Annotated in this window: 27 protein-coding genes; 13 read left to right on the forward strand and 14 right to left on the reverse strand. The window is 52.8% G+C overall.

Annotation, left to right across the window (positions count from 1 at the left end):
* Window positions 1-9: 9 nt before the first annotated feature.
* A complete protein-coding gene (gene mutY, locus J4617_RS08825; protein WP_001148956.1) occupies window positions 10-1,062 on the reverse strand; it encodes an A/G-specific adenine glycosylase in 1,053 nt (350 codons plus the stop codon).
* Window positions 1,063-1,216: 154 nt separating this feature from the next.
* Here mutY and trmB point away from each other — a divergent pair, with 154 nt between their 5' ends.
* From trmB to J4617_RS08850, 5 genes are all read left to right on the forward strand, one after another.
* Window positions 1,217-1,936, forward strand: coding sequence for a tRNA (guanosine(46)-N7)-methyltransferase TrmB (trmB, locus tag J4617_RS08830; RefSeq protein ID WP_000786890.1), 720 nt, complete (start codon window positions 1,217-1,219; stop codon window positions 1,934-1,936).
* A complete protein-coding gene (locus tag J4617_RS08835; protein ID WP_001107574.1) occupies window positions 1,936-2,262 on the forward strand; it encodes a YggL family protein in 327 nt (108 codons plus the stop codon). Before trmB ends, J4617_RS08835 begins: the two co-directional genes overlap by 1 nt.
* A gap of 49 nt (window positions 2,263-2,311) precedes the next feature.
* Window positions 2,312-3,031, forward strand: coding sequence for a DUF2884 domain-containing protein (locus tag J4617_RS08840; RefSeq protein WP_000984827.1), 720 nt, complete (start codon window positions 2,312-2,314; stop codon window positions 3,029-3,031).
* 188 nt (window positions 3,032-3,219) lie between these two features.
* A complete protein-coding gene (ansB, locus tag J4617_RS08845) occupies window positions 3,220-4,266 on the forward strand; it encodes an L-asparaginase 2 (protein WP_000394189.1) in 1,047 nt (348 codons plus the stop codon).
* 132 nt (window positions 4,267-4,398) lie between these two features.
* Complete coding sequence (locus tag J4617_RS08850; RefSeq protein ID WP_000252197.1) at window positions 4,399-5,406, forward strand: DUF1202 domain-containing protein; 1,008 nt, start codon at window positions 4,399-4,401, stop codon at window positions 5,404-5,406.
* A 91-nt stretch (window positions 5,407-5,497) separates the two neighbouring features.
* Here the strand turns inward: J4617_RS08850 and hemW are convergent, their stop codons facing one another.
* From hemW to J4617_RS08875, 5 genes are read right to left on the reverse strand one after another with little or no spacing between them, the layout of a single operon-like run.
* Window positions 5,498-6,634, reverse strand: coding sequence for a radical SAM family heme chaperone HemW (gene hemW / locus J4617_RS08855; protein ID WP_017465458.1), 1,137 nt, complete (start codon window positions 6,632-6,634; stop codon window positions 5,498-5,500).
* Window positions 6,627-7,220, reverse strand: coding sequence for an XTP/dITP diphosphatase (locus J4617_RS08860; RefSeq protein ID WP_001174769.1), 594 nt, complete (start codon window positions 7,218-7,220; stop codon window positions 6,627-6,629). The genes hemW and J4617_RS08860 overlap by 8 nt, the downstream gene beginning before the upstream one ends.
* Before the next feature lie 7 nt (window positions 7,221-7,227).
* A complete protein-coding gene (gene yggU / locus J4617_RS08865; RefSeq protein WP_001277203.1) occupies window positions 7,228-7,518 on the reverse strand; it encodes a DUF167 family protein YggU in 291 nt (96 codons plus the stop codon).
* A complete protein-coding gene (locus tag J4617_RS08870; protein WP_001094848.1) occupies window positions 7,515-8,081 on the reverse strand; it encodes a YggT family protein in 567 nt (188 codons plus the stop codon). Before J4617_RS08870 ends, yggU begins: the two co-directional genes overlap by 4 nt.
* An 18-nt stretch (window positions 8,082-8,099) precedes the next feature.
* Window positions 8,100-8,804, reverse strand: a complete 705-nt coding sequence (locus tag J4617_RS08875) for a YggS family pyridoxal phosphate-dependent enzyme (protein WP_000997812.1) — start codon at window positions 8,802-8,804, stop codon at window positions 8,100-8,102.
* Window positions 8,805-8,821: 17 nt separating this feature from the next.
* Here J4617_RS08875 and J4617_RS08880 point away from each other — a divergent pair, with 17 nt between their 5' ends.
* Window positions 8,822-9,802 (forward strand): type IV pilus twitching motility protein PilT, encoded by a 981-nt coding sequence (locus tag J4617_RS08880; RefSeq protein WP_017465459.1) that lies wholly within the window; start codon window positions 8,822-8,824, stop codon window positions 9,800-9,802.
* A 133-nt stretch (window positions 9,803-9,935) separates the two neighbouring features.
* Window positions 9,936-10,622 (forward strand): IclR family transcriptional regulator, encoded by a 687-nt coding sequence (locus J4617_RS08885; protein ID WP_000098321.1) that lies wholly within the window; start codon window positions 9,936-9,938, stop codon window positions 10,620-10,622.
* Window positions 10,623-10,668: 46 nt separating this feature from the next.
* Here J4617_RS08885 and ruvX read toward each other — a convergent pair whose 3' ends face one another.
* The 8 genes from ruvX to metK form a co-directional block, all read right to left on the reverse strand.
* Entirely contained in the window at window positions 10,669-11,085 is a 417-nt protein-coding gene (gene ruvX / locus J4617_RS08890; protein ID WP_001285491.1) for a Holliday junction resolvase RuvX, read from the reverse strand.
* Window positions 11,085-11,648, reverse strand: coding sequence for a YqgE/AlgH family protein (locus tag J4617_RS08895; protein ID WP_001053167.1), 564 nt, complete (start codon window positions 11,646-11,648; stop codon window positions 11,085-11,087). Before J4617_RS08895 ends, ruvX begins: the two co-directional genes overlap by 1 nt.
* A gap of 215 nt (window positions 11,649-11,863) precedes the next feature.
* On the reverse strand, window positions 11,864-12,811 hold the full coding sequence (gene gshB, locus J4617_RS08900; protein WP_000593243.1) for a glutathione synthase: 948 nt from the start codon (window positions 12,809-12,811) through the stop codon (window positions 11,864-11,866).
* 19 nt (window positions 12,812-12,830) lie between these two features.
* The gene (gene rsmE / locus J4617_RS08905; protein WP_023203985.1) at window positions 12,831-13,562 is read right to left on the reverse strand and encodes a 16S rRNA (uracil(1498)-N(3))-methyltransferase; all 732 of its coding nucleotides are present in this window, start codon (window positions 13,560-13,562) and stop codon (window positions 12,831-12,833) included.
* Window positions 13,563-13,638: 76 nt separating this feature from the next.
* Window positions 13,639-14,346, reverse strand: a complete 708-nt coding sequence (gene endA / locus J4617_RS08910) for a deoxyribonuclease I (RefSeq protein ID WP_000286133.1) — start codon at window positions 14,344-14,346, stop codon at window positions 13,639-13,641.
* A gap of 95 nt (window positions 14,347-14,441) precedes the next feature.
* Window positions 14,442-14,939, reverse strand: coding sequence for a SprT family zinc-dependent metalloprotease (locus J4617_RS08915; RefSeq protein WP_000856775.1), 498 nt, complete (start codon window positions 14,937-14,939; stop codon window positions 14,442-14,444).
* A 78-nt stretch (window positions 14,940-15,017) separates the two neighbouring features.
* On the reverse strand, window positions 15,018-16,412 hold the full coding sequence (gene galP, locus J4617_RS08920; RefSeq protein WP_001113171.1) for a galactose/proton symporter: 1,395 nt from the start codon (window positions 16,410-16,412) through the stop codon (window positions 15,018-15,020).
* A gap of 492 nt (window positions 16,413-16,904) precedes the next feature.
* Window positions 16,905-18,059 (reverse strand): methionine adenosyltransferase, encoded by a 1,155-nt coding sequence (metK, locus tag J4617_RS08925; RefSeq protein ID WP_017465460.1) that lies wholly within the window; start codon window positions 18,057-18,059, stop codon window positions 16,905-16,907.
* Window positions 18,060-18,114: 55 nt separating this feature from the next.
* Here metK and J4617_RS08930 point away from each other — a divergent pair, with 55 nt between their 5' ends.
* The 6 genes from J4617_RS08930 to J4617_RS08955 all read left to right on the forward strand — a co-directional run bounded on the left by J4617_RS08930 (window position 18,115) and on the right by J4617_RS08955 (window position 22,654).
* A complete protein-coding gene (locus J4617_RS08930) occupies window positions 18,115-18,414 on the forward strand; it encodes a hypothetical protein (RefSeq protein ID WP_001540882.1) in 300 nt (99 codons plus the stop codon).
* Window positions 18,415-18,473: 59 nt separating this feature from the next.
* The gene (locus tag J4617_RS23140) at window positions 18,474-18,623 is read left to right on the forward strand and encodes a hypothetical protein (protein ID WP_001751809.1); all 150 of its coding nucleotides are present in this window, start codon (window positions 18,474-18,476) and stop codon (window positions 18,621-18,623) included.
* A gap of 85 nt (window positions 18,624-18,708) precedes the next feature.
* The gene (gene yqgB / locus J4617_RS08940; protein WP_000729109.1) at window positions 18,709-18,840 is read left to right on the forward strand and encodes an acid stress response protein YqgB; all 132 of its coding nucleotides are present in this window, start codon (window positions 18,709-18,711) and stop codon (window positions 18,838-18,840) included.
* An 8-nt stretch (window positions 18,841-18,848) separates the two neighbouring features.
* Window positions 18,849-20,825: a biosynthetic arginine decarboxylase gene (gene speA, locus J4617_RS08945; RefSeq protein WP_001278580.1), complete on the forward strand. Its 1,977-nt coding sequence runs from the start codon at window positions 18,849-18,851 to the stop codon at window positions 20,823-20,825.
* A 143-nt stretch (window positions 20,826-20,968) separates the two neighbouring features.
* Window positions 20,969-21,700 (forward strand): hypothetical protein, encoded by a 732-nt coding sequence (locus tag J4617_RS08950; RefSeq protein WP_000032796.1) that lies wholly within the window; start codon window positions 20,969-20,971, stop codon window positions 21,698-21,700.
* A 153-nt stretch (window positions 21,701-21,853) separates the two neighbouring features.
* Window positions 21,854-22,654, forward strand: a complete 801-nt coding sequence (locus tag J4617_RS08955) for a FadR/GntR family transcriptional regulator (RefSeq protein WP_001576357.1) — start codon at window positions 21,854-21,856, stop codon at window positions 22,652-22,654.
* Window positions 22,655-22,720: the final 66 nt, after the last annotated feature.

Raw genomic sequence — 22,720 nt, forward strand, 5'->3', positions numbered from 1 at the left:
ACCGGGGCGTTAAACTGGCGCTCCGGTACGTAACTGCTGTAACAAGCGCTCCACGGGGGCCGCCAGTCCGACTGACGGCGGTTGCGCTAAGTTATACCAGAGCGCGCTGCCTTCATCCATGCAGGCGTCCAGTGACGACACGGGAAGCCACATAGGCACAATATCCAGATGGAAATGGCTAAATGTGTGGCGAAACGCATTAAGCTGGGTCAAATTATCAGCGTTAACATGCCGTTGCGCCAGCCATTCACGTAATTCATCTTCTCTGGCGAACTGCGGAAAGCAGTAGAGTCCGCCCCATAAACCGCTGGGAGGACGCTGCGCCAGGAAAATCTCCTGATTATGCTGTAACAATAAAAAGTAACCCGTCCGCTCCGGCAACGTCTGTTTCGGTTTCTTGCCCGGATAGCGTGACCAGCTTTCATGCGCAGCGGCGATACAACCGTTTTGCAGCGGACACAGGGTGCACTTTGGTTTTGAACGCGTACAAACCATCGCGCCCAGATCCATCATCGCCTGATTAAAACGCTCCACGCCGCGTGCGGGCGTCACTTGCTCGCTCAACGTCCACAGCGTATTCTCCACCTCTTTTTTTCCAGGCCAGCCGCTAACAGCATAACAGCGAGCCAGCACACGTTTAACGTTTCCATCAAGAATCGGATAATGTTTACCTAACGCGAGGGAGAGAATCGCGCCGGCGGTTGAGCGCCCGACGCCGGGTAGCGCGGCGATTTCGGCAAAAGTTTGCGGGAATTCTCCACCGTGAAGCGTCGCCACCTGTTGCGCCGCTTTATGCAAATTACGCGCGCGGGCGTAATAGCCGAGCCCGGTCCATAAATGGAGCACTTCATCCAGCGGCGCATTCGCTAAATCCGTCACTGTGGGAAAGCGCGCCATAAATCGCTCAAAGTAAGGAATCACCGTCGTCACCTGCGTTTGTTGCAACATGACTTCCGAGAGCCATACTTTGTAAGGCGTCTTGTTAATTTGCCAGGGCAGCGTTTTCCGCCCGTATTTGTCGTACCAGTCCAGAACCTGGGCTGAAAATTGAGACGCTTGCATGGAAACTCATTCATTATTGCCGGGGGCAAGATTGCAGCACAGAGGCCGCAGGGTGTAAACCGGAACTTTCCGCAGTGCGCTTCATGCTTGCATCCGGCAACTAACTTTGGATAATGCCCGTTTTCAGAACTCAAACACAGCAGACTACACTTTTATGAAAAACGACGTCATTTCACCGGAATTTGATGAAAACGGTCGCCCGCTGCGCCGTATTCGTAGTTTTGTTCGTCGCCAGGGGCGACTGACAAAGGGGCAAGAGCACGCGCTGGAAAACTACTGGCCGGTGATGGGCGTCGAGTTCAGCGAAGCGCCGGTAGATTTCGCCACGTTGTTTGGTCGCGAAGCGCCGGTGACGCTGGAGATTGGTTTTGGCATGGGGGCGTCTCTCGTGGCGATGGCGAAAGCGCGCCCGGAGCAGAATTTCCTCGGCATTGAAGTGCATTCACCCGGTGTCGGCGCGTGTCTGGCGTCCGCTCATGAAGAGGGCGTTGAAAACCTGCGCGTCATGTGCCACGACGCGGTAGAAGTGTTGCATAAAATGATTCCTGACAATTCTTTATCGATGGTTCAGCTCTTTTTCCCTGACCCGTGGCATAAAGCGCGTCATAATAAACGCCGTATCGTTCAGGTGCCGTTTGCTGAACTGGTATTGAGCAAGCTGAAATTGGGCGGCGTTTTCCATATGGCGACCGACTGGGAAGCGTATGCGGAACACATGCTTGAAGTCATGTCTTCTATCGACGGGTACAAAAATCTGTCAGAGAGCAATGATTATGTACCGCGCCCGGAATCGCGCCCGGTAACGAAATTTGAACAACGTGGCCATCGTCTTGGTCATGGCGTATGGGACTTAATGTTCGAGAGGGTGAAATAATGGCAAAGAACCGTAGTCGTCGTCTGCGTAAAAAAATGCACATTGACGAATTCCAGGAATTAGGATTTTCGGTGGCATGGCGTTTTCCGGAAGGTACATCTGAAGAGCAGGTCGATAAGACTGTCGATGACTTTATTAATGACGTTATTGAGCCTAATAAACTGGCGTTTGACGGCAGCGGCTACCTGGCCTGGGAAGGGCTGATTTGTATGCAGGAAATCGGTAAATGTACCGAAGAACATCAGGCGATTGTGCGTAAGTGGCTGGAAGCGCGCAACCTTGAAGAAGTCCGAACCAGCGAACTTTTCGACGTTTGGTGGGACTAATAAGTACAGGGTCGGCAAATGCCGGCCCGCTTTGTCTTGAGGGAAAGTTATGATGCGCAAAACGCTGCTGGCGGCAGTACTAACGTTTACGGCGATGGCCGCTCATGCAGATTACAAATGCAGCGTCACGCCGCGTGACGATGTGATCCTGAGTCCACAAACGGTGCAGGTGAAAGGTGAAAACGGCAACCTGGTGATCACGCCGGACGGCAATGTGATGTACAACGGTAAGCAGTACACCCTTAGCGCCGCGCAGCGCGAGCAGGCGAAAGATTACCAGGCGGAACTGCGAAGCGCGCTGCCGTGGATTGATGAGGGCGCCCGATCGCGCGTCGAAAAAGGCCGCGTGGCGCTGGATAAAATCATCGCTAAAGAGGTGGGCGAAAGCAGCAACATGCGTAGCCGTCTGACGAAGCTTGATGCGCAATTAAAAGCGCAAATGAACCGCATTATCGAACATCGTACGGACGGCCTGACGTTCCACTATAAGGCTATCGACCAGGTGCGTGCCGACGGTCAGCAGTTGGTGAATCAGGCGATGGGCGGTATTTTGCAGGACAGCATTAACGAAATGGGCGCCAAAGCGGTGCTTAAAGGCGGCGGCAATCCTTTACAGGGCGTGATGGGCAGTCTAGGTGGTTTGCAAACCGCTATCCAGAACGAATGGAAAAACCAGGAGAAAGATTTCCAGCAGTTTGGCAAAGATGTCTGTAGCCGCGTAGTGACCTTAGAAGATAGCCGCAAAGCGCTGGTTGGCAGCCTGAAGTAATCTTTCCTTTTTAAACAATGGCGCAGATCGTATCTGCGCCTTTTTATTCTGTTTTTTCCTGCATTTTGTTATCCATCTCTAAAAAATACTCTCTGTCGGATATATATCGCTGGTTAATCGTATGGCGTCACATTATTCGCCTGCAATATAGAGATAATGCGACCAGTTGACATAACTGGAGATATAACATGGAGTTTTTCAGGAAAACGGCATTAGCTGCTCTGGTAATGGGTTTCAGCGGCGCAGCGTTCGCTTTACCGAATATCACCATCTTAGCGACCGGCGGAACGATCGCTGGCGGCGGTGATTCAGCAACAAAATCAAATTATACGGCAGGTAAAGTCGGCGTCGAAAATCTGGTGGATGCCGTTCCTCAATTGAAGGACATTGCGGTAGTGAAAGGCGAGCAGGTCGTTAACATTGGCTCGCAGGATATGAACGATGAAGTCTGGCTCACGCTGGCGAAAAAAATCAATACCGAGTGCGACAGCACCGACGGTTTCGTGATCACCCACGGTACTGATACGATGGAAGAGACCGCTTATTTCCTCGATCTGACCGTGAAATGCAATAAACCGGTGGTACTGGTCGGCGCGATGCGTCCCTCCACGTCAATGAGCGCAGATGGCCCGTTCAATCTTTATAATGCGGTAGTAACAGCGGCTGATAAACAGTCTGCCAACCGCGGCGTGCTGGTGGTAATGAATGATACCGTCATGGACGGACGCGACGTCACTAAGACCAATACGACTGACGTGGCGACGTTTAAAGCGGTTAACTACGGCCCGCTGGGTTATATCCACAACGGTAAAATTGACTACCAGCGTACGCCAGAGCGTAAACATACCACCTCCACCCCGTTCGACGTGTCGAAGCTGACCGCGTTGCCGAAAGTCGGTATCGTTTATAACTATGCGAATGCGTCCGATCTGCCGGCAAAAGCGCTGGTAGACGCGGGTTATGACGGGATCGTGAGCGCAGGCGTGGGTAACGGCAACTTGTATAAAACGGTCTTTGATACCCTGGCGACCGCCGCGCACAACGGTACGGTAGTGGTGCGTTCTTCACGTGTGCCGACTGGCGCAACCACGCAGGATGCGGAAGTTGACGATGCAAAATACGGCTTTGTCGCTTCCGGCACGCTGAACCCGCAAAAAGCGCGTGTCTTACTGCAACTGGCGTTAACCCAGACTAAAGATCCAAAACAGATCCAGACGATGTTCAATCAGTATTAAAGATAATGCCCCGGTCGGAAGGCCGGGGCTATCTTTGGAAGACCTCTCGCACAACCAACACTATTATCTTGCTAATTATCATTCTGGTTATGATAATCGTGGGCGTCATGTCTCTGGACGGGAGGTCCACAAGTGGTTCGACAATGGATTGCTGGCGCAGCGCTGTTTGCCCTGATTTCAGGCTATAGTTGGGCAGAGGTTGCTCAACCCTCCGATAACATCTTAAAAGAACAGTTTAGTAAGCAGTACCACGGCATACTTAAACTGGATTCCATTACCTTAAAAAATCTTGATTCGACGGGCAATCAGGCCACCTGGTCTGCCGAAGGGGATATTTCTTCCCGTGAAGATATGTATACCGGCGTTGGTATGGCGGCGGATTATTATTTTGTTGAAAAAACCTGGACCAAAGATCGTCCCGTTAAATTTTCTGCCATGTTAACCAGTAAAGGGACGCCAGCCTCTGGCTGGACGGTGAACTATTACTCATTACAAATGGCAGCCAGCGATCAGGGCCGGGCTATTGACGACATTAAAACGAATGATAAATACCTGATCGTCAACAGTGATGACTTTAACTATCGGTTTGGCAACATTGAAGCCTCATGGCGTGCGCAGAAAGCGTCGATCCCCGGTCTTGAAGAACAACTCTCTGCCCTGGATAAGAAAATAGCGGTAGCTAAAAAAGAAGCGGACGCGTATTGGGGAAAAGGCGCTGATGGGAAACCGTTGACCCGCGCCGAGGCGTTTAAAAAGACGTTAAAAGAGCGCGATGATTATGTAAAAGCCAACGATAGCAGCGTATATGCCGAGAAATACGAAAAAGAGGTCTATCAACCGGCATTAGACGCGTGTCGTAAGCAGAGTGAGCCGTGCAATGAAGCGGCTATTCAGCAGAAAAGAGATTTAGACATACACGAGCAACGGCGGCAGGTATTTTTGAAATCAGAAGAGCTGCGTCGAAAAGCGCAGAATGACTGGATAACGTTAGAGAAAGGACAATATCCGCTGAATATAGCGGTACAGAAACTTCAGATGCAACAGAGTGATATCCGTGTGAAAATTATGGATATTAATGACGGTTACGAGCGCTGGAAAAAAGATACGGACGATTTGCGTCGTAAAGGGGTTATTAAATAATGCGCTTGCCGGCGGCGCATTAACCGCCACAGGTCGGTAAGCGTCGCGCCATCAGGTATTTTACCCGCTGGCGCTACAGGCTTATTCCTTGTTATTCCGCGAGAAACAACTCAAGAAGAGAGTTTAAAAACAGTTTACCGTGACGGGTAATCTGCCAGTATTGCTCGCATTCTGTCAGGTAGCCCTGGGCAATAGCCTCGTTGATTGGCTGACGAATAACCGCTTCCGTAAGCCCGGTGTAGTCGACAAATTCGGCGCGAGGCGCGCGCTCCAGCAACCGAAAACGATTCATAAAGAACTCAAAGGGTTTATCGTCATCACTCACGTCACGCTGGCTTTCCAGGTAACGTCCCTGCATATAACCGCGTGGGTGACGGGTTTTGGTGGTGCGCAAGATCCTGCCGTCCGGGAAGGTGACTTTACCGTGGGCGCCGCAGCCAATACCCAGATAGTCGCCAAAGCGCCAGTAGTTCAGATTATGCTGGCACTGATAACCGGGTTTGGCATAGGCCGACGTTTCGTATTGCTGATAGCCCGCGGCGGTTAATAACTGGTGGCCCTGCTCAAAGATATCCCACAGAGCGTCATCGTCCGGTAAAACCGGCGGACGCGAACCGAACAGAGTGTTGGGTTCAATCGTCAATTGATACCATGAGAGATGCGGCGGATTAAGCGCAATCGCCTGTCGCAAATCGTTCAGCGCCTCTTCCAGCGTTTGATCCGGCAATCCATGCATCAAGTCGAGGTTAAAGCTGCGTAGCCCAAGCCCATTTGCCAGTCTTGCTGCCCGCATCGCCTCTTGTGGACCGTGAATACGGCCAAGGCGTTTCAGCTTAGGCTCACTAAAGCTCTGTACGCCAATGGAGATCCGGTTTACGCCGGCGCGCTGATAGTCGATGAAGCGGTCGGCTTCGACCGTGCCGGGGTTCGCTTCCATGGTAATTTCCGCATCCGCCGCCAGATTCAGGCGCGCACGCACGCCGTCCAGCAGCGTTTGCATCGCCGGCCCGGAAAGCAGGCTTGGCGTACCGCCGCCAATAAAAATGGTCTTTACTTCACGCCCTTGCGCCCAGGCGATGTCGGCATCCAGATCGCTTAACAGATGCTGGACGTAGTCGTCATGCGGCACCTCGCCCTTCAACGCATGGGAATTGAAGTCGCAATATGGACATTTTTGTACACACCAGGGAATATGAATATAAAGACTGAGCGGCGGTAGTTTAGCCATTGCGTAACGCATCCAGCAGCAGCTTGAGCGCTTGTCCACGGTGGGAAATCGCGCTTTTTTCTTCACGGGTCAGTTCTGCGGCGGTTTTGCCTTCAGACGGTACGAAGAAAATGGGATCATAGCCAAATCCGCCATTTCCGGCCGCCTGGCGAGTAATGACGCCAGGCCAGCTACCGTGACAGACTATCGGTGTGGGATCTTCGGCATGACGCAAATAAACCAGTACACAATGGAATCGCGCCTGGCGTTTGTCGTCCGGAACATCTCGTAGAGTATGCAGCAGTTTTTCCAGATTTTGCTGATCTGTCGCGTTTTCGCCAGAATAGCGCGCGGAATAGATACCCGGCGCGCCGCCTAAAACGTCAACGGCCAGACCGGAGTCATCGGCAATGGCGGGCAGACCGGTCATTTTAGCGGCATGGCGCGCTTTGAGAATCGCGTTTTCAATAAACGTCAGGCCGGTTTCTTCCGCGGAGTCAACGCCCAGTTCCGTTTGCGCTACCACATCAAGCCCAAAATCGCTTAACAGCGACGCGAGCTCGCGCACTTTACCGGCGTTGCCGGTTGCGAGAACAACTTTTTGCATGGAATACCTACTCAGTTAACGCCGCAATTTCCGGCGGGATCTGTTGCGGGTGAATAATTTTTACCTGTTTGTGACGGCCCAGCTCGCCTTTTTCGATGACGATCTGACTTTTCGCCACGCGAAACTGTTTACCGAGAAACTTGATCAGATGGCTGTTTGCCTGACCGTCAACCGGCGGGGCAGTAATGGCGACTTTCACCTCGTCGCCATGTAAGCCCACAATACTGTCGCGGCTGGCTTTCGGCTGAATATAAAGCCGTAACACCAGACCGTCTTCGCAGCGAGTCACAGCACTCATAGCGCCATCCACAGCCCCGGCAGCAACATGTTGCCTGTCGCTTGTAAGACTTCAGCGATCCCCATATTAACGACATACAGCAGCAGCACCAGAACCATCGGCGAGAAGTCGATGCCGCCCATCGCAGGCAGTATACGGCGAATCGGGCTGAGCAGCGGCTCGGCAAGCTGAATCAATACATATTCAATCGGGCTACGACCCTGGCTCACCCAGCTCATGATAGCCATGACCAGCAGCACCCAGAAGATCAGCAGGCCGATTGTTTTAAGCAAGATAAGCACTGCGGCAATCCAGATAATCGCCTGAAACGTAATGACCTTAAACAGCACTATCGCCTTAATAACGCTAAGAATAAACGCCACCAGCAGGGAAGCGCTGTCAATCGGCCCCATTGGCGGGATAATACGACGCAGCGGTCCGATGATGGGCTGCGTAATTTTCACCACGAACTGGGAGAAAGGGTTGTAAAAGTCACAGCGGGCCCACTGCATCCACACGCGCAATAATAGCACCATGGTATACAGCTCAATTACCGTTGAGAGCAGGAAGGTCAACGTATTCATGGCGTTCCTCAGTTTTCCTTAATTTTTTGTGTAATCACGAGCACCAAAGATAGCGGTGCCGATGCGCACCATTGTGCTACCTGCCGCAATCGCGGCTTCCATATCGTCGCTCATACCCAGAGATAGGGTATCAACGTCAGGGTAGCGCGCTTTCAGCCCGGCAAATGCTACAGCCATTTGACGTGCGACTTCAAACTGCCTTACATAATCTGACTCTGGCGCCGGGATCGCCATCAGTCCGCGAAGCCGCAGACGCGGCAGTGTTGCCACCGCCGCGGCCAGCTCATCCAGTTCCGCCAGCGGAATGCCTGATTTGCTGTTTTCATCGCTGATATTAATTTGGATCAGAACATTTAGCGCCGGCAGATTATCCGGACGCTGTTCGCTCAGCCGCGAGGCGATACGCAGGCGATCGATGGTATGACACCAGTCAAAATGCTCGGCCACCAGCCGACTTTTGTTGGACTGTAAAGGGCCAATAAAGTGCCAGTGCAGGCCTTCCACTTTCGCTTCCTGAAAGTGGCGGATTTTTTCCACCCCCTCTTGTACATAATTTTCACCAAATGCCCGTTGTCCGGCGGCAATGGCTTCTGCGATGTCGCTCGCAGGTTTGGTTTTACTCACTGCAAGCAACGTAACTTCTTCTGAAGAGCGGCCACAACGTGTCGCCGCGGCGGAGATTTTGTCCCGGATGTATGCCAGGTTATGCGCGATATCGTTCATTTTCCGAGGATGTTTATATGAATATGGAAGAAATTGTGACGCTTAGTGTAAAGCATAACGTCTCGGATCTACACCTGTGTAACGCCTGGCCTGCGCGATGGCGCAAACAAGGACGCATGGAGACCGCGCCTTTTACCGCGCCTGATGTCGACAGGCTTCTGCTTGATTGGCTTAATGACGCGCAACAATATCAGTGGCGAACGCACGGTCAGCTTGATTTCGCCGTTTCGCTGTCTGGCACGCGGCGCCTGCGCGCCAGTGCGTTCACACATCAACAGGGAACGTCGCTGGCGATACGGCTATTGCCCGAGCGTTGTCCTGATCTGGCGGAAATCCAGACGCCGCCGATAGTACCCGCACTGCTTGCCAGCGAGAACGGACTGATTCTGGTCACTGGCGCTACTGGCTGCGGGAAATCCACTACTCTGGCGGCGATGGTGGGACATCTTAATCAACATGCCGATAAACACATCCTGACGCTGGAAGATCCTATTGAGTACCGTTACACCAGCAAGCGTTGCCTGATACAGCAGCGGGAAATCGGCCAGCATTGCGCTACTTTTGCCGCCGGGCTGCGCGCGGCGTTGCGTGAAGATCCCGATGTCATTTTGCTGGGAGAGCTGCGTGACAGCGAGACCATTCGCCTGGCGCTGACGGCGGCGGAAACGGGGCATCTGGTACTGGCAACCCTGCATACTCGCGGTGCGGCGCAGGCGGTGGAAAGATTAGTGGATAGTTTTCCGGCGCAGGAAAAAGAACCGGTACGCAGCCAACTGGCGGGTAGTCTGCGCGCCGTACTATCACAAAAACTGGAGGTCGACAGACAGGATGGGCGCGTGGCGTTGTTTGAATTACTGATTAATACGCCAGCCACAGGGAATTTGATCCGTGAAGGCAAACTCCATCAGTTGGCCCACGTGATACAAACCGGGCAGCAGCAGGGGATGATGACATTCGCCCAGAGCGCGCAATGGCGTCAGGTGCAGGGACGGCTGTAGCGAAGATGGCGGCGTAGGGGGGGGGAGGAAAGTGTTGACTGGCGCGGTGGATTGAACGGCATGCAGGCTTGTATCCTGGCGAACCGGCGTTAAAATCGCAGCTTTGTTAAAACCACAGCGAAGCCATTTAACGATGTCATCACAACCGAATCAAAGCCTGATAGATGGCATTCGCTGTCTGCAATATCTGGTTTCCAGCGACCGTGCTATCGGATGTCGCGAGCTTGCCCGGCTGATGGATATTAATACCACGCGCGTTAATCGCCTGTTAATGACGATGGCCTCTATTGGACTCACGATGCAGGATGAGCACCGACGCTATTTACCCGGGCCAGGCATTCATGCTTTGGCGGCGCAGGCGATTCGCGGTTCAGCGCTGTTCTCCCATGCGTTGCCTATCCTTGAGCGCCATGCGCCCAAAGACATCGTGGTGGCATTAGGCGTGCTATGGGAAGACCAGATTATCTATATTTATCACTCTGCGCCGGGTTCGCAGGGAAGTCAGGCGCTGGCGGGGTTTCGCATGTCCCCGGCCTGGCAGTCGGTAACAGGAGTGGCGTTACTGGCGGCAGAAAGCGATGAGGCGCTAATGCAGCGTTTTAGTCCGGAGCAGTGGCGTAATCTGGCGCCGCATGTGGCGCAGCAGCGCCAGCGGGGATACGTGCTGTGGCATCACGCTGATGGTGAAGTTTCTATGGCGCAACCGCTAGACAAGCACGCCGCAGCGCTGGCCTTTGCGGGAATGTGGCGGATTGATGAGGCGGAGGCGGCTGCGCGTTTACAGGCGTTGAAGGCATTAAACCAGCTTATTGCCCAGTAAGCCTGGCAACCGTGACCGCGTTATCCGCCTGCTGACAAAAACGGCTTTAATACCCCTGTTCAAAATAGCTTTCGAGGATAATCACGGCGGAGGCCGAGTCCACTTTGCCTTTGTTCAGCGCGCGATACCCACCTCGTTCAAACAGACCGGAGCGTGCTTCAACGGTGCTGAGTCGTTCATCGTGCAGCGTGACAGTTACCCCGAAACGCCCATGAATACGGTTGGCGAATTTACGTGCGCGCGCCGTCAGCGGTTGCTCAGTGCCATCCATATTAAGCGGTAGCCCGACAATAATTTCGTCTGGCTGCCACTCTTTCAGCAAACGTTCAATGAGCGTCCAGTCGGGCGTGCCGTCCTGTGCTTTGATTGCCGGAAGCGGACGGGCGGTGCCGGTAATGCGTTGTCCTATTGCAACGCCGATGCTTTTTGTGCCGAAGTCAAAGGCCAGTAAGGTGTCGCTCATCAGGCGTGCCCCGCAACGCCAGGCATGGTCAGAATATCAATGCCAATAAGTTTTGCCGCTTCGCGCCAGCGCTCGGCAATGGGCGTTTTGAACAAAATATTGAGATCGGCGGGCGCGGTAAGCCAGGCGTTATCAAGCAATTCTTGTTCAAGCTGGCCTTTATCCCAGGAGGCGTAGCCCAGCGCGACCAGCACATCGGAAGGCTGTTGTTGGGTACCTAACGTTTCCAGCACATCGCGGGAGGTGGTAATCACGGTATTGTCTGAGATACGAATGCTGGAGGCGAAACGTGACGGCGGAGTATGGAGAATAAATCCGCGATCTTCCGCCAGCGGGCCGCCGAGCATCACGGCTTTATCAAGACGAATTGCCGAATCGCGCGGTTCCGGCGTAATTTTTAGTTTTTCCAGAATCCCTTCAATTTGCAGATTTTCCAAAGGCTTATTAATAATAATCCCCATAGCGCCATCCTGGTTGTGCTCGCAAATATACACTACGGAACGGCGGAAAATCGGGTCCTGGAGCGCAGGCATGGCAATAAGAAAGTGATGCTGTAAATTCATTGTCAGAGGTTCTGTTTCCTGGTTCAAAAAAACGACAGCGTTCAGTATGTGGGGAAAGCGGACGGTTGTCACTCATATAAGCCGTCTTTTGCCAAAGGACGGCTGCCTTATCGGGCAATAGACTGCCGGATGGCGATGCTGATGCGCCGCCTTATCCGACCGGGGCGGCGTGATTGCTCAGGCCCGGTAAGCGCACGCCACCGGGCAATAAACCTTTACTTCGCCAGACGCGCTTCGATGGCGTCCATCAACATCCCGGTGATAGAGATCGGGTATTCCGCTTCAATTTCACGCACGCAGGTTGGGCTGGTCACGTTAATTTCCGTTAAGCGGTCGCCGATAATATCCAGACCGACGAAAATAAGCCCTTTGGCTTTAAGCGTCGGCCCAACGCGGCGGGCGATTTCCCAGTCGCTTTCGCTCAACGGACGGGGTTCGCCGCGACCACCAGCCGCCAGGTTGCCGCGGGTTTCGCCGCCCTGCGGAATACGCGCCAGGCAGTAAGGCACCGGCTCGCCGTCGACGACCAGTACGCGCTTATCGCCATCTTTGATAGCGGGCAGATAGTTCTGCGCCATGCAGTAGCGGTTGCCCAGCTCGGTCAGCGTTTCGGCAATAACGCCTATGTTAGGATCGCCTTCCTTAACGCGGAAAATGGACGCGCCGCCCATACCGTCCAGCGGTTTCATAATGATATCGCCGTGCTTTTCCCAAAACGCTTTGAGCTGCGCTTTATTGCGCGTTACCAGCGTTTCCGGCGTCAGGTCGGCAAACCAGGCAGTATACAGTTTTTCATTACAGTCGCGCAGGCTTTGCGGTTTGTTGACGATCAGCGTCCCTTCCTCTTCAGCGCGTTCCAGAATATAGGTCGCATAAATAAACTCGGTATCAAACGGCGGATCTTTACGCATCAGGATAACGTCGAGGTCGGCAAGTTTAATCTCCTGCTCGCTGCCGAACTCGTACCATTTATCGTAATTTTGCTCCACGTTCAACGTTCGCGTGCGGGCGCGGGCTTCGCCGTTAATCAGATAAAGGTCGGCCATCTCCATATAATGAAGTTCATAACCACGACGTTGGGCTTCCAGCAGCATAGCGAAACTGGTGTCTTTCTTGATGTTGATGTGTGCGATGGGGTCCATCACGATGCCGAGCTTGATCATTATTTTCTCCGTTAACGCTTCATCCTAAGTCGCCAAAACGCACCTGTAGCGCGGTAATGGCGGTGAGCGCGGTTGTCTCAGTACGCAGAACGCGAGGTCCTAACAGAATATCAGTAAACTGATAGCGCGCGGTCATCGCGATTTCGTCCGCCGACAGCCCGCCTTCCGGGCCGATTAGCAGTCGGACGCGTTCAACCGGCAGCGGCAGAGTGTTGATGCTGGCATGGGCGCGCGGATGAAGATTGAGCTTCAGCCCGGAATCTTGCTCGGCGCACCAGGCTTCCAGCGCCATCGGCGGGCGAATTTCCGGCACCCGGTTACGCCCGCATTGTTCGCAGGCGGCGATGGCGATCTTTTGCCACTGCTGGCGCTTTTTGTTCAGACGTTCACTATCCAGTTTAACGCCGCAGCGCTCAGAGAACAGTGGCGTAATGAGGCTTACACCCAGTTCGATCGATTTCTGGATAGTAAATTCCATTTTTTCACCGCGCGACATCACCTGGCCCAGATGGATATGTAGCGGCGATTCACGATCGTCGATTTCGCCTTTCATCACTTGCACTTCAACGCTTTTCTTACTGGCGCTAATGATTTCAGCATCGAATACCTGATTACTGCCGTCAAACAGCTGTAACGCTTGTCCCGCTCCCATGCGCAGTACACGACCAATATGGTTGGCCGCATCTTCGCATAACGAAATCTGCGTACCGGACGTCAACAATTCAGGGTGATAAATGCGGGGAATACGCATAATAAAAAAATCCGCGTCATGGCCCCGGCGTTTGGCTATCCAGGGCATGGGTTAACAAGAATCCCGCTAGTGTAGGTTAGCTCTTTCGCGCCTGGCAAGCGCGTTGCACATAGGGATTATGATTACCCTGGACCTTCGCGATACGCGCATCGCGCTCGCACTCCCAGGCGGTAACGGGGTACTGCTTATCCCAGACGTTAAAAAGCTGCGTTTGTTGGCGGGAAAGTTTCAGTTGGTATTGGTCGCGCATATAAAAATAAGTGCGGGCGATTGCGCCACGGGCGCGGGCGGGCGGCTCGGCGAGCTTCGCTTTGAAATCTACTTTCATGGCGCACTGCCCGTACTGACCTTCGCCGCCGTTCCACTGGCTATACATAAAGTTGCCGCGATCGCCATTCACTTCGCCAATCGCGGGTTGCAGGTTATGCATATCGCTTTCCATTTTGCGGTAGACCGGGTCTTTAGCGCAGTTTTTTCGCCCGCCGTCCTGCCAGCACTGGCGCTGATGACCGAATTGCCAGGCGGGGACAACGTGCTCCCACTCAATGCGTCTGGCGCGATTCTCGTTTTTACGCACCTTATAGCCGCAGGACTCCAGGTCTACGACGCCTTTTTTACCCTGCCAGCGGATTTGGCACCCGCAGTAAAAGCTGCCGGGCGCGTCAGCATTGACTTTGACGCTCGCCGCTTTGGCCTGAGAAAAATTGTTAATGCCATCGGCCAGGGCCTGGCCTGAAAACGCTGCGGCCAGCAACACAGCGGCAAAAGAGAAATTACGGTACATTGCACACTCCATAGCAAAACGAGCCCGCAACGTAACGAAAGTTGTGTCTGTATGCAATCAGTCCGCTCAGGAAAGTTCCCGGACGTTTCGGGAAACTACCCGGCGACCAGTGGTTCGCCGCAGTGAACGCAACGATAAACCGCTTCGCCGCGTACTACGCGGTTATGACGGCGGACGGTGAGTTGATGTTGCTGGCATTGGCAATGGTAGGGAAAGGTATTGCGCCGTACGGATTGCAGCGCAAATTGATGAGTACGTCTGGCCGGAACGCCCAGCACGCTTTCCATCATCCACTTCCATTCCTTGCCATGCGGAGCCTTGCGTCCGAAGTGCTTCCACACCAACAGATGCGCCAGTTCATGCGGCACGACCTCTGCTATAAAGGTGTCGATGTTTTCCAGCAGTAACACCGGGTTGAGGCGGATTTCGTAGCTCTCCAGCCAGGCGGTGCCCGCCGAGGTGCCGCGTTGCGTATACACCAGTTTCGGCTCCGGATAATGTCTATCGAGCTTGAGGTTCGCCTGGGCGAGATTTTCCCGCAGACGGCGCATCACGGCCTGCTGGATAGCGATAGGGAGACGAGGGGTTTTCATAGCGGCAGAGAATAGTGCGACGGAAGAGGGACTGCAAGAAAAACGCTTCCTCCTGTGGCAGGAGGAAGCGTGGAGGGATTAGTCGTGGGCGCCGATTTCGCGCAGTTTACGACCTTTCATCAGGTTACGTTCAATGTGTTCCAGCGAAACGTGTTTGGTTTCCGGCACCAGCCACAGGGTCAGCAGGATAAACAGCACGTTCAGGCCAGCGTAGACCCAGAAGGTGTTGGCGTTACCCAGATTGTTCAGCATGGTCAGGAACGTTGCGCCGACGATCATATTGGCGATCCAGTTGGTCGCGGTGGAGCAGGTGATGCCGAAATCGCGGCCTTTCAGCGGCTGGATTTCGGAGCACAGTACCCAAATCAGCGGACCAGCGCTCATCGCAAATCCAATGATGAACATCAGCAGCATAGCGATAGCGAAGTATTGCGCAGACGGCGAATGGATGCCGATGTGCATCATCGTACCCAGAATCCCCATACCAATCGCCATGACCAGGAAGCCCAGCGTCAGGGTCGGCTTGCGGCCCCAGCGGTCAACCAGGCCGATAGCGATGAAGGTTGCCAGCACGTTAGTCAGACCAACAATAACGGTGCCCCACATCTGCTCCGTGGTATTCGTGTACCCCGCCAGTTCGAAGATTTTCGGCGCGTAATACATGATGACGTTCATCCCGGTAAATTGCTGCATGACCTGCAACAAAATGCCAAGAAACACGGCGCGGCGGAAGTTGCTGTTCTCTTTGAACAGCGCCCAACCGCTCTGTTTAACCTGCAAACTTTCGCGAATTTCATCGAGCTCACGTTTTGCTTCCGCACTGGTGTCACGCAGGCGCAACAGGACGCGTTCAGCATCATGGAAACGGCGTTTCGCCGCAAACCAGCGCGGGCTGTCCGGCAGGAAGAAGACGCCGATCAGCAGCAAAATGGCCGGGATGATGATCACGCCGAGCATCCAGCGCCATGCGCCGCTGTAGCTGAACGCGGTGTCGGACAGATAAGCGCCCAGAATCCCGATGGTGATCATGAGCTGGTACATTGAGATCATACTGCCGCGAATTTTTTCCGGCGCGATCTCTGACAGGTACAACGGTGCAGTGTAGGAAGCGACGCCGACGGCCAGACCCAGCAGCACGCGAGAAATAATCAGGACTTCAACGTTAGGCGCCGCAGCGGAGAACAGCGAACCGGCGACGAACAGGATAGCGCCGATCATCAGGCTTTTTTTACGACCCAGCTTAAAGGAGAGCCAGCCGCTGCCGACAGCGCCGACGGCCGCGCCAAACATCATGGAGCTGACCACCCATTCCTGAGTGTGTGCGGTAATCTGAAACTCGTCGGTAATGAAGGGTAAAGCACCGGCGATAACGCCGATATCCAGGCCAAAAAGTAATCCTGCCAGGGCTGCAAGAAAGCAGACAAAAAATGTCATGGCCTTGTTGGAACGCCCTTGTTTTTTATTGTCAGGCATTATGCCCTCCGGTTGGGTTAGCAATTTTATCGATGTTAAGAGTAGGTGAGTACGCCGTAAAAAGATGTGAGGCTAATCACAATGGTGTAATCGTTTACACTACTATTTATCTCGGTGATTATTTAATTATCTGAAAAATAATAGTTTTAATAATCTTATAACCATATCAATCGCCTGGCATTTAGACAAAGTTGAAAAATTATGTAATATTTTCATCGCAGAATTAGCATACCGATAGTGATGTAGTCAGTTCTTAATGAAAATGAATGTAACCGCTTTCATGATGACTGAAACTGAATGATAAAAAGTGTAGTCGAAGAAACGAAAGGGGAGAGTGGATTGTGCTGCGCATCACAAAAAGGTCAGTATAAATTCACGCTGGAATATCTGATAACGTTGCGTGTATCAGCAATGATAAAGGCCAGCAGAGCGCTGGCCTTGATAAGTACGGTATGGTTTCCCTGACTGAAAAACAGCGTCAGGCGCGGGCGATTATTTCAGACCGGCAGCATCGCGCAGCAGTTGCGCTTTGTCGGTTTTTTCCCATGGGAAGTTTTCGCGACCGAAGTGGCCGTAAGCCGCAGTTTCTTTGTAGATCGGGTGCAGCAGATCCAGCATCTGAATCAAGCCGTACGGGCGCAGGTCGAAGAATTCGCGCACCAGCAGAATCAACTGTTCAGCAGGCACTTTTTCAGTACCGAACGTTTCCACCATGATGGACGTCGGCTCCGCTACGCCGATAGCGTAGGAGACCTGGATTTCACAGCGATCCGCCAGACCTGCCGCCACGATGTTTTTCGCGACATAACGCGCAGCGTAAGCTGCAGAACGGTCAACTTTAGACGGATCTTTACCGGAGAAGGCGCCGCCGCCGTGACGCGCCATACCGCCGTAGGTATCAACGATGATCTTACGACCGGTCAGACCACAATCGCCCATCGGGCCGCCGATAACAAAACGCCCGGTTGGGTTGATAAAAAACTTAGTGGACGTATTTAACCATTCAGACGGCAGAATGGGTTTGATGATCTCTTCCATCACCGCTTCTTGCAGCGATTTTTGGTCGATATCTTCTGCGTGCTGCGTAGAGAGAACCACGGCGTCGATACCGACGATTTTGCCGTCGTCATACTGGAAAGTGACCTGGCTTTTTGCATCCGGACGCAACCATGGCAGGGTGCCATTTTTACGCACTTCAGCCTGACGCTGTACCAGACGGTGCGCGTAGGTGATTGGCGCAGGCATCAATACGTCGGTTTCATTTGTCGCGTAGCCAAACATCAGGCCCTGGTCGCCCGCGCCTTGTTCCAGCGGGTCTGCGCGGTCAACGCCCTGGTTGATATCCGGAGACTGTTTGCCAATTGTGCTCAGTACCGCGCAAGAGTTGGCGTCAAAGCCCATGTCGGAATGCACATAGCCAATTTCGCGCACCGTATTACGGGTAATCTCTTCGATATCGACCCAGGCGCTGGTGGTGATCTCACCGCCAACTAAAACCATGCCGGTTTTAACGTAGGTTTCACAGGCGACGCGTGCTTTCGGATCCTGTTGCAGGATAGCGTCCAACACGGCATCAGAGATTTGGTCTGCGATTTTGTCAGGATGCCCTTCTGATACGGACTCAGACGTAAAAAGGTGTTTTGCCATATTTAATTTCACCTAAGGAGAATTTAGTTAGCTCAAACTGTTGTGCGGAATAGTCATGACAGAAGATTCTACCATGAGTCTGAAGGTCGCTGACACTGGCAGTCTGAGTGTTAATCAGTATGGATGGATTAACATCTGGACGGCTATTTTAGGTCACTTCTTCGCCCAATTTCCAGCTTTTTTTGAAGGCCGTCGCAATGTCGGTCAAAATCAGGCGGTAAACGTTTCTGATAATGCTGACATTATGCGCATTTATGCTTTGCTTTTTTTCTGCGTTCTGGGTATAAAACGCGACGCGCGGCTCATACAAAAGCACACGACGTTTTCTTCGTGTCGCCACTTCCAGCCGGGTTAAAACGTTGCTTTGGCTTGTGGGTTCGTCTTACGAGGCGGCCGTGGAGGTGATACGAGATAATGAACCGTTGTATTCTGCTGAATCTGTCGCATCGTTCTGGTGCGCGCATGTCCCCCGCAATCTGCATCTCTGCTTTGCATACCTGCCGATGTTATACCCATCTCGGCGCTTCTCAGGATTCCAGAGCCGGCAATGGCGCTGAAGACTGAACAAGGGCGCTCTTGTTAACGCAAGAGTTTTCTCGTGGTTTCGCCGAACCGTTATCTGTGAGTTCGGTTACGTGTTTACAATGATATGAAAAAGAAACCGGTCGCGCAGGCGGAGCATCAGCGCTATCTGCTGGAAAATCCGCTTGTCTATGGGTTGTTATCGCGTCTTCGGATTGCGATAGTAGTCAACTGTTTTACACTTGCTAATAAAAATTGAGGTTCGCTATGTCTGACGACATGTCTATGGGTTCGCCTTCGTCAGCAGGCGAACAGGGTGTACTACGCTCCATGCAGGAGGTTGCAATGAGCTCCCAGGAAGCCAGCAAGATGCTGCGCACTTACAATATTGCCTGGTGGGGCAATAACTACTACGACGTCAACGAGCTGGGCCATATTAGCGTATGCCCCGATCCCGACGTACCGGAAGCGCGTGTCGATCTTGCCAAACTGGTGAAAGCGCGCGAAGCGCAAGGTCAGCGTCTGCCGGCGCTGTTCTGCTTCCCGCAGATCCTGCAACACCGTTTGCGTTCAATTAACGCGGCGTTTAAGCGTGCGCGTGAATCTTACGGTTATAACGGCGACTACTTCCTCGTTTATCCGATTAAGGTCAATCAGCATCGCCGCGTGATCGAGTCCCTTATCCATTCCGGTGAACCGTTGGGGCTGGAAGCGGGGTCAAAAGCGGAATTGATGGCGGTGCTGGCGCATGCCGGCATGACCCGTAGCGTGATCGTCTGTAATGGTTATAAAGACCGTGAATACATTCGGCTGGCGCTGATTGGCGAGAAGATGGGCCATAAGGTTTATCTGGTCATCGAAAAGATGTCTGAAATCGCGATTGTGCTGGAAGAGGCCGAGCGCCTGAATGTGGTTCCTCGCCTGGGCGTGCGTGCGCGTCTGGCCTCTCAGGGGTCCGGTAAGTGGCAATCCTCCGGCGGCGAAAAATCAAAATTCGGCCTGGCGGCGACCCAGGTGCTGCAACTGGTGGAGACCCTGCGTGACGCCGGGCGTCTGGACAGTCTGCAACTGTTGCACTTCCACTTGGGATCGCAGATGGCGAACATTCGCGATATCGCGACCGGCGTGCGCGAGTCCGCGCGTTTCTATGTTGAGCTGCATAAGCTGGGCGTTAATATCCAGTGCTTCGACGTGGGCGGCGGTCTGGGCGTGGATTATGAAGGTACCCGCTCGCAGTCCGACTGTTCGGTGAACTATGGCCTGAACGAATATGCCAATAACATCATCTGGGCGATTGGCGATGCCTGCGAAGAGCATGGTTTACCGCATCCGACGGTGATTACCGAGTCTGGCCGCGCCGTCACTGCGCACCATACGGTACTGGTCTCTAACATTATCGGTGTGGAGCGTAACGAATACACGGATCCGACTGCCCCTGCTGAAGATGCGCCGCGCGCGCTGCAAAATCTGTGGGAAACCTGGCAGGAGATGCATAAACCTGGCACCCGCCGCTCGCTGCGTGAGTGGCTGCATGATAGCCAAATGGATCTGCACGATATTCATATCGGCTACTCTTCCGGCGCGTTTAGTTTGCAGGAGCGCGCCTGGGCGGAGCAACTTTATCTCAGCATGTGCCATGAAGTGCAGAAGCAACTGGACCCGCAAAACCGTGCGCATCGCCCGATTATCGACGAACTGCAAGAGCGGATGGCGGACAAAATGTACGTCAACTTCTCGCTGTTCCAGTCGATGCCGGACGCGTGGGGAATCGATCAGCTCTTTCCGGTGCTGCCGCTGGAAGGGTTAGATCAGGTACCGGAACGTCGTGCCGTGCTGCTGGATATAACCTGTGATTCCGATGGCGCTATTGACCACTATATCGATGGCGACGGTATCGCCACGACGATGCCGATGCCGGAATACGATCCAGAGAATCCGCCGATGCTCGGCTTCTTTATGGTCGGCGCCTATCAGGAGATCCTCGGTAACATGCACAACCTGTTTGGCGATACTGAAGCGGTTGACGTATTTGTCTTCCCGGATGGTAGCGTCGAGGTTGAACTGTCGGACGAAGGCGATACCGTTGCGGATATGCTGCAATATGTGCAACTGGATCCAAAAACGTTGTTAACGCATTTCCGCGACCAGGTAAAACAGACGGATCTGGACGATGCGTTGCAGCAGCAGTTCCTTGAGGAATTTGAAGCGGGACTGTACGGTTATACTTATCTTGAAGATGAGTAATTAAGAGTATTCCACTTGTGGGTCGATTTAATTATTTAAATCGACCCTTTTATATTTTATAAATTCTTAATTATCAGCGCGTCGCTTCTCTATGTAATCTTATGGGCCTACAATCCCCCTAATAATTAAAAAGGGGTGTGAGTATGAGCAAATTTAAATTTAATGCCGTCATTGTTGGCTTGTTTTTGCTGTTAGGCGGCTGTTCCAGCGGAATGCAATCTAATAATGGCTCTTCATCCGACGTCGGCACCGCCTGGGGCGGCGACGTGCATTCATCGGTACAAAGCGTTTCGGTAGAACGTGCCGATCGAGAACCTGCCGAAATGGTGGTAATAAATTACTCCACTCAATATCCGTCAGGTTACGATAAAGTTTATAGTATACGTATCAGCGATCTTGAATATGCTGTGCGCGACGCTAATTTTAATTCAATTCCAATTACTCGTCGCTACAACGCATCAATGGGACAATGGCAATATAGTATTCCTGCAAGATCAGGGATGAACTATCAGTTATATATTCGTAATTACAGTCATGATACCAATTACGAAATCGTCGCAACGGTTGATGGCCTGGACGTGTTGAACGGAAAAGCAGGCTCGCTGAATCATCATGGCTATATTGTTAACGCCGGCGACTCACTGGCGATTAAAGGGTTTCGCAAAGATAAACACACTGAGGCGGCATTCCAGTTCGCCGACGTAGCTGACGCTTATGCGGCCCACTCCGCGCAGGGCGATGTACGCAACATCGGCGTCATCGGCTTTGCCGCCTTTGCATTGCAGGGTAAAGCAACAAATACGCTACCGCCTTGTTCCTCGCAGGCTTTCCCGGCGGACAATAACGGGTATGCGCCGCCGCCCTGCCGCAAATAAACCCGGCATCAAACGTCAAATATGCGTTATGGGAATCAGTGCCTTTCCTGCCGAGTCTGGTGGGGAAGGACTGTGTGACGCGCATAGCCGTAGGTTGTGGGAAAGAAACGACCACTCTCTGACAGGGAAATTGTTTACCATAAACATTAGGATTTGTTTACACTACCCTCAAGTGGAGCAATTGCTGTCTACATAGGTATGTGCATGGAACAAATTTTAACCAAGCGGCGCTATTTTGATATAGGGCTGCAAATAGAAGAACTACTCTATTCAGGGGTATTTAAAGCTGGCGAGCGACTTCCGGCGGAGAGAGAACTTAGCGAGCGTTTTCAAACCAGCCGCACGACGATTCGTGAGGCGATTATTATGCTTGAGCTGAAGGGAGTGGTAGAGGTTAAGCAAGGCGCAGGCACTTACTTTATTGATAGTCTGGAGAAAATCAATCAAAAAGCGCTCTTGCCTTACTCAGACATTGGCCCCTTTGAATTGCTACAGGCCCGGCAGGTCATCGAAAGCAACATCACCGGTTTTGCCGCTACGCAAATAAGATTTAATGAACTTAAGCAGCTTAAACGTATTATTGAGCAGCAGGAAAAGCAGATTGGCGGCGACAGCGACAAATTTGAAGAACTGGATCGCCAGTTCCACAATATCATCGCGGAATCCACGCAAAATCGTGTATTAATGAAACAATCTGCCGAGCTGTGGCGGGCTGTCAGGACCGAAAATCCGCGCTGGAAGCAGTTAAACTATAAGTATTTACATAAGAAAGAGTTAAGAATGAAATGGGTGGAAGATCACCGTAGTATCTTCCTTGCATTGCAAAAACGCGATGCTGAGCAGGCCAGACAGGCCTCGTGGACCCATCTTGAAAACAGTAAAAATGAGCTGGTAAAAATCTTCCAACAGGATGATTCGCTGGAAGATTTTGATGATTTTTTCTTCGCCACCTGACGGCTATTTTCAGGCGGATGACATTTTTGTCAGCGATTAACCGGGCCTGCCGCCAAAAACAAGCCC

This window comes from Salmonella sp. 32010601201800023SM, assembly GCF_017572235.1.
Taxonomy (GTDB): domain Bacteria; phylum Pseudomonadota; class Gammaproteobacteria; order Enterobacterales; family Enterobacteriaceae; genus Salmonella; species Salmonella enterica.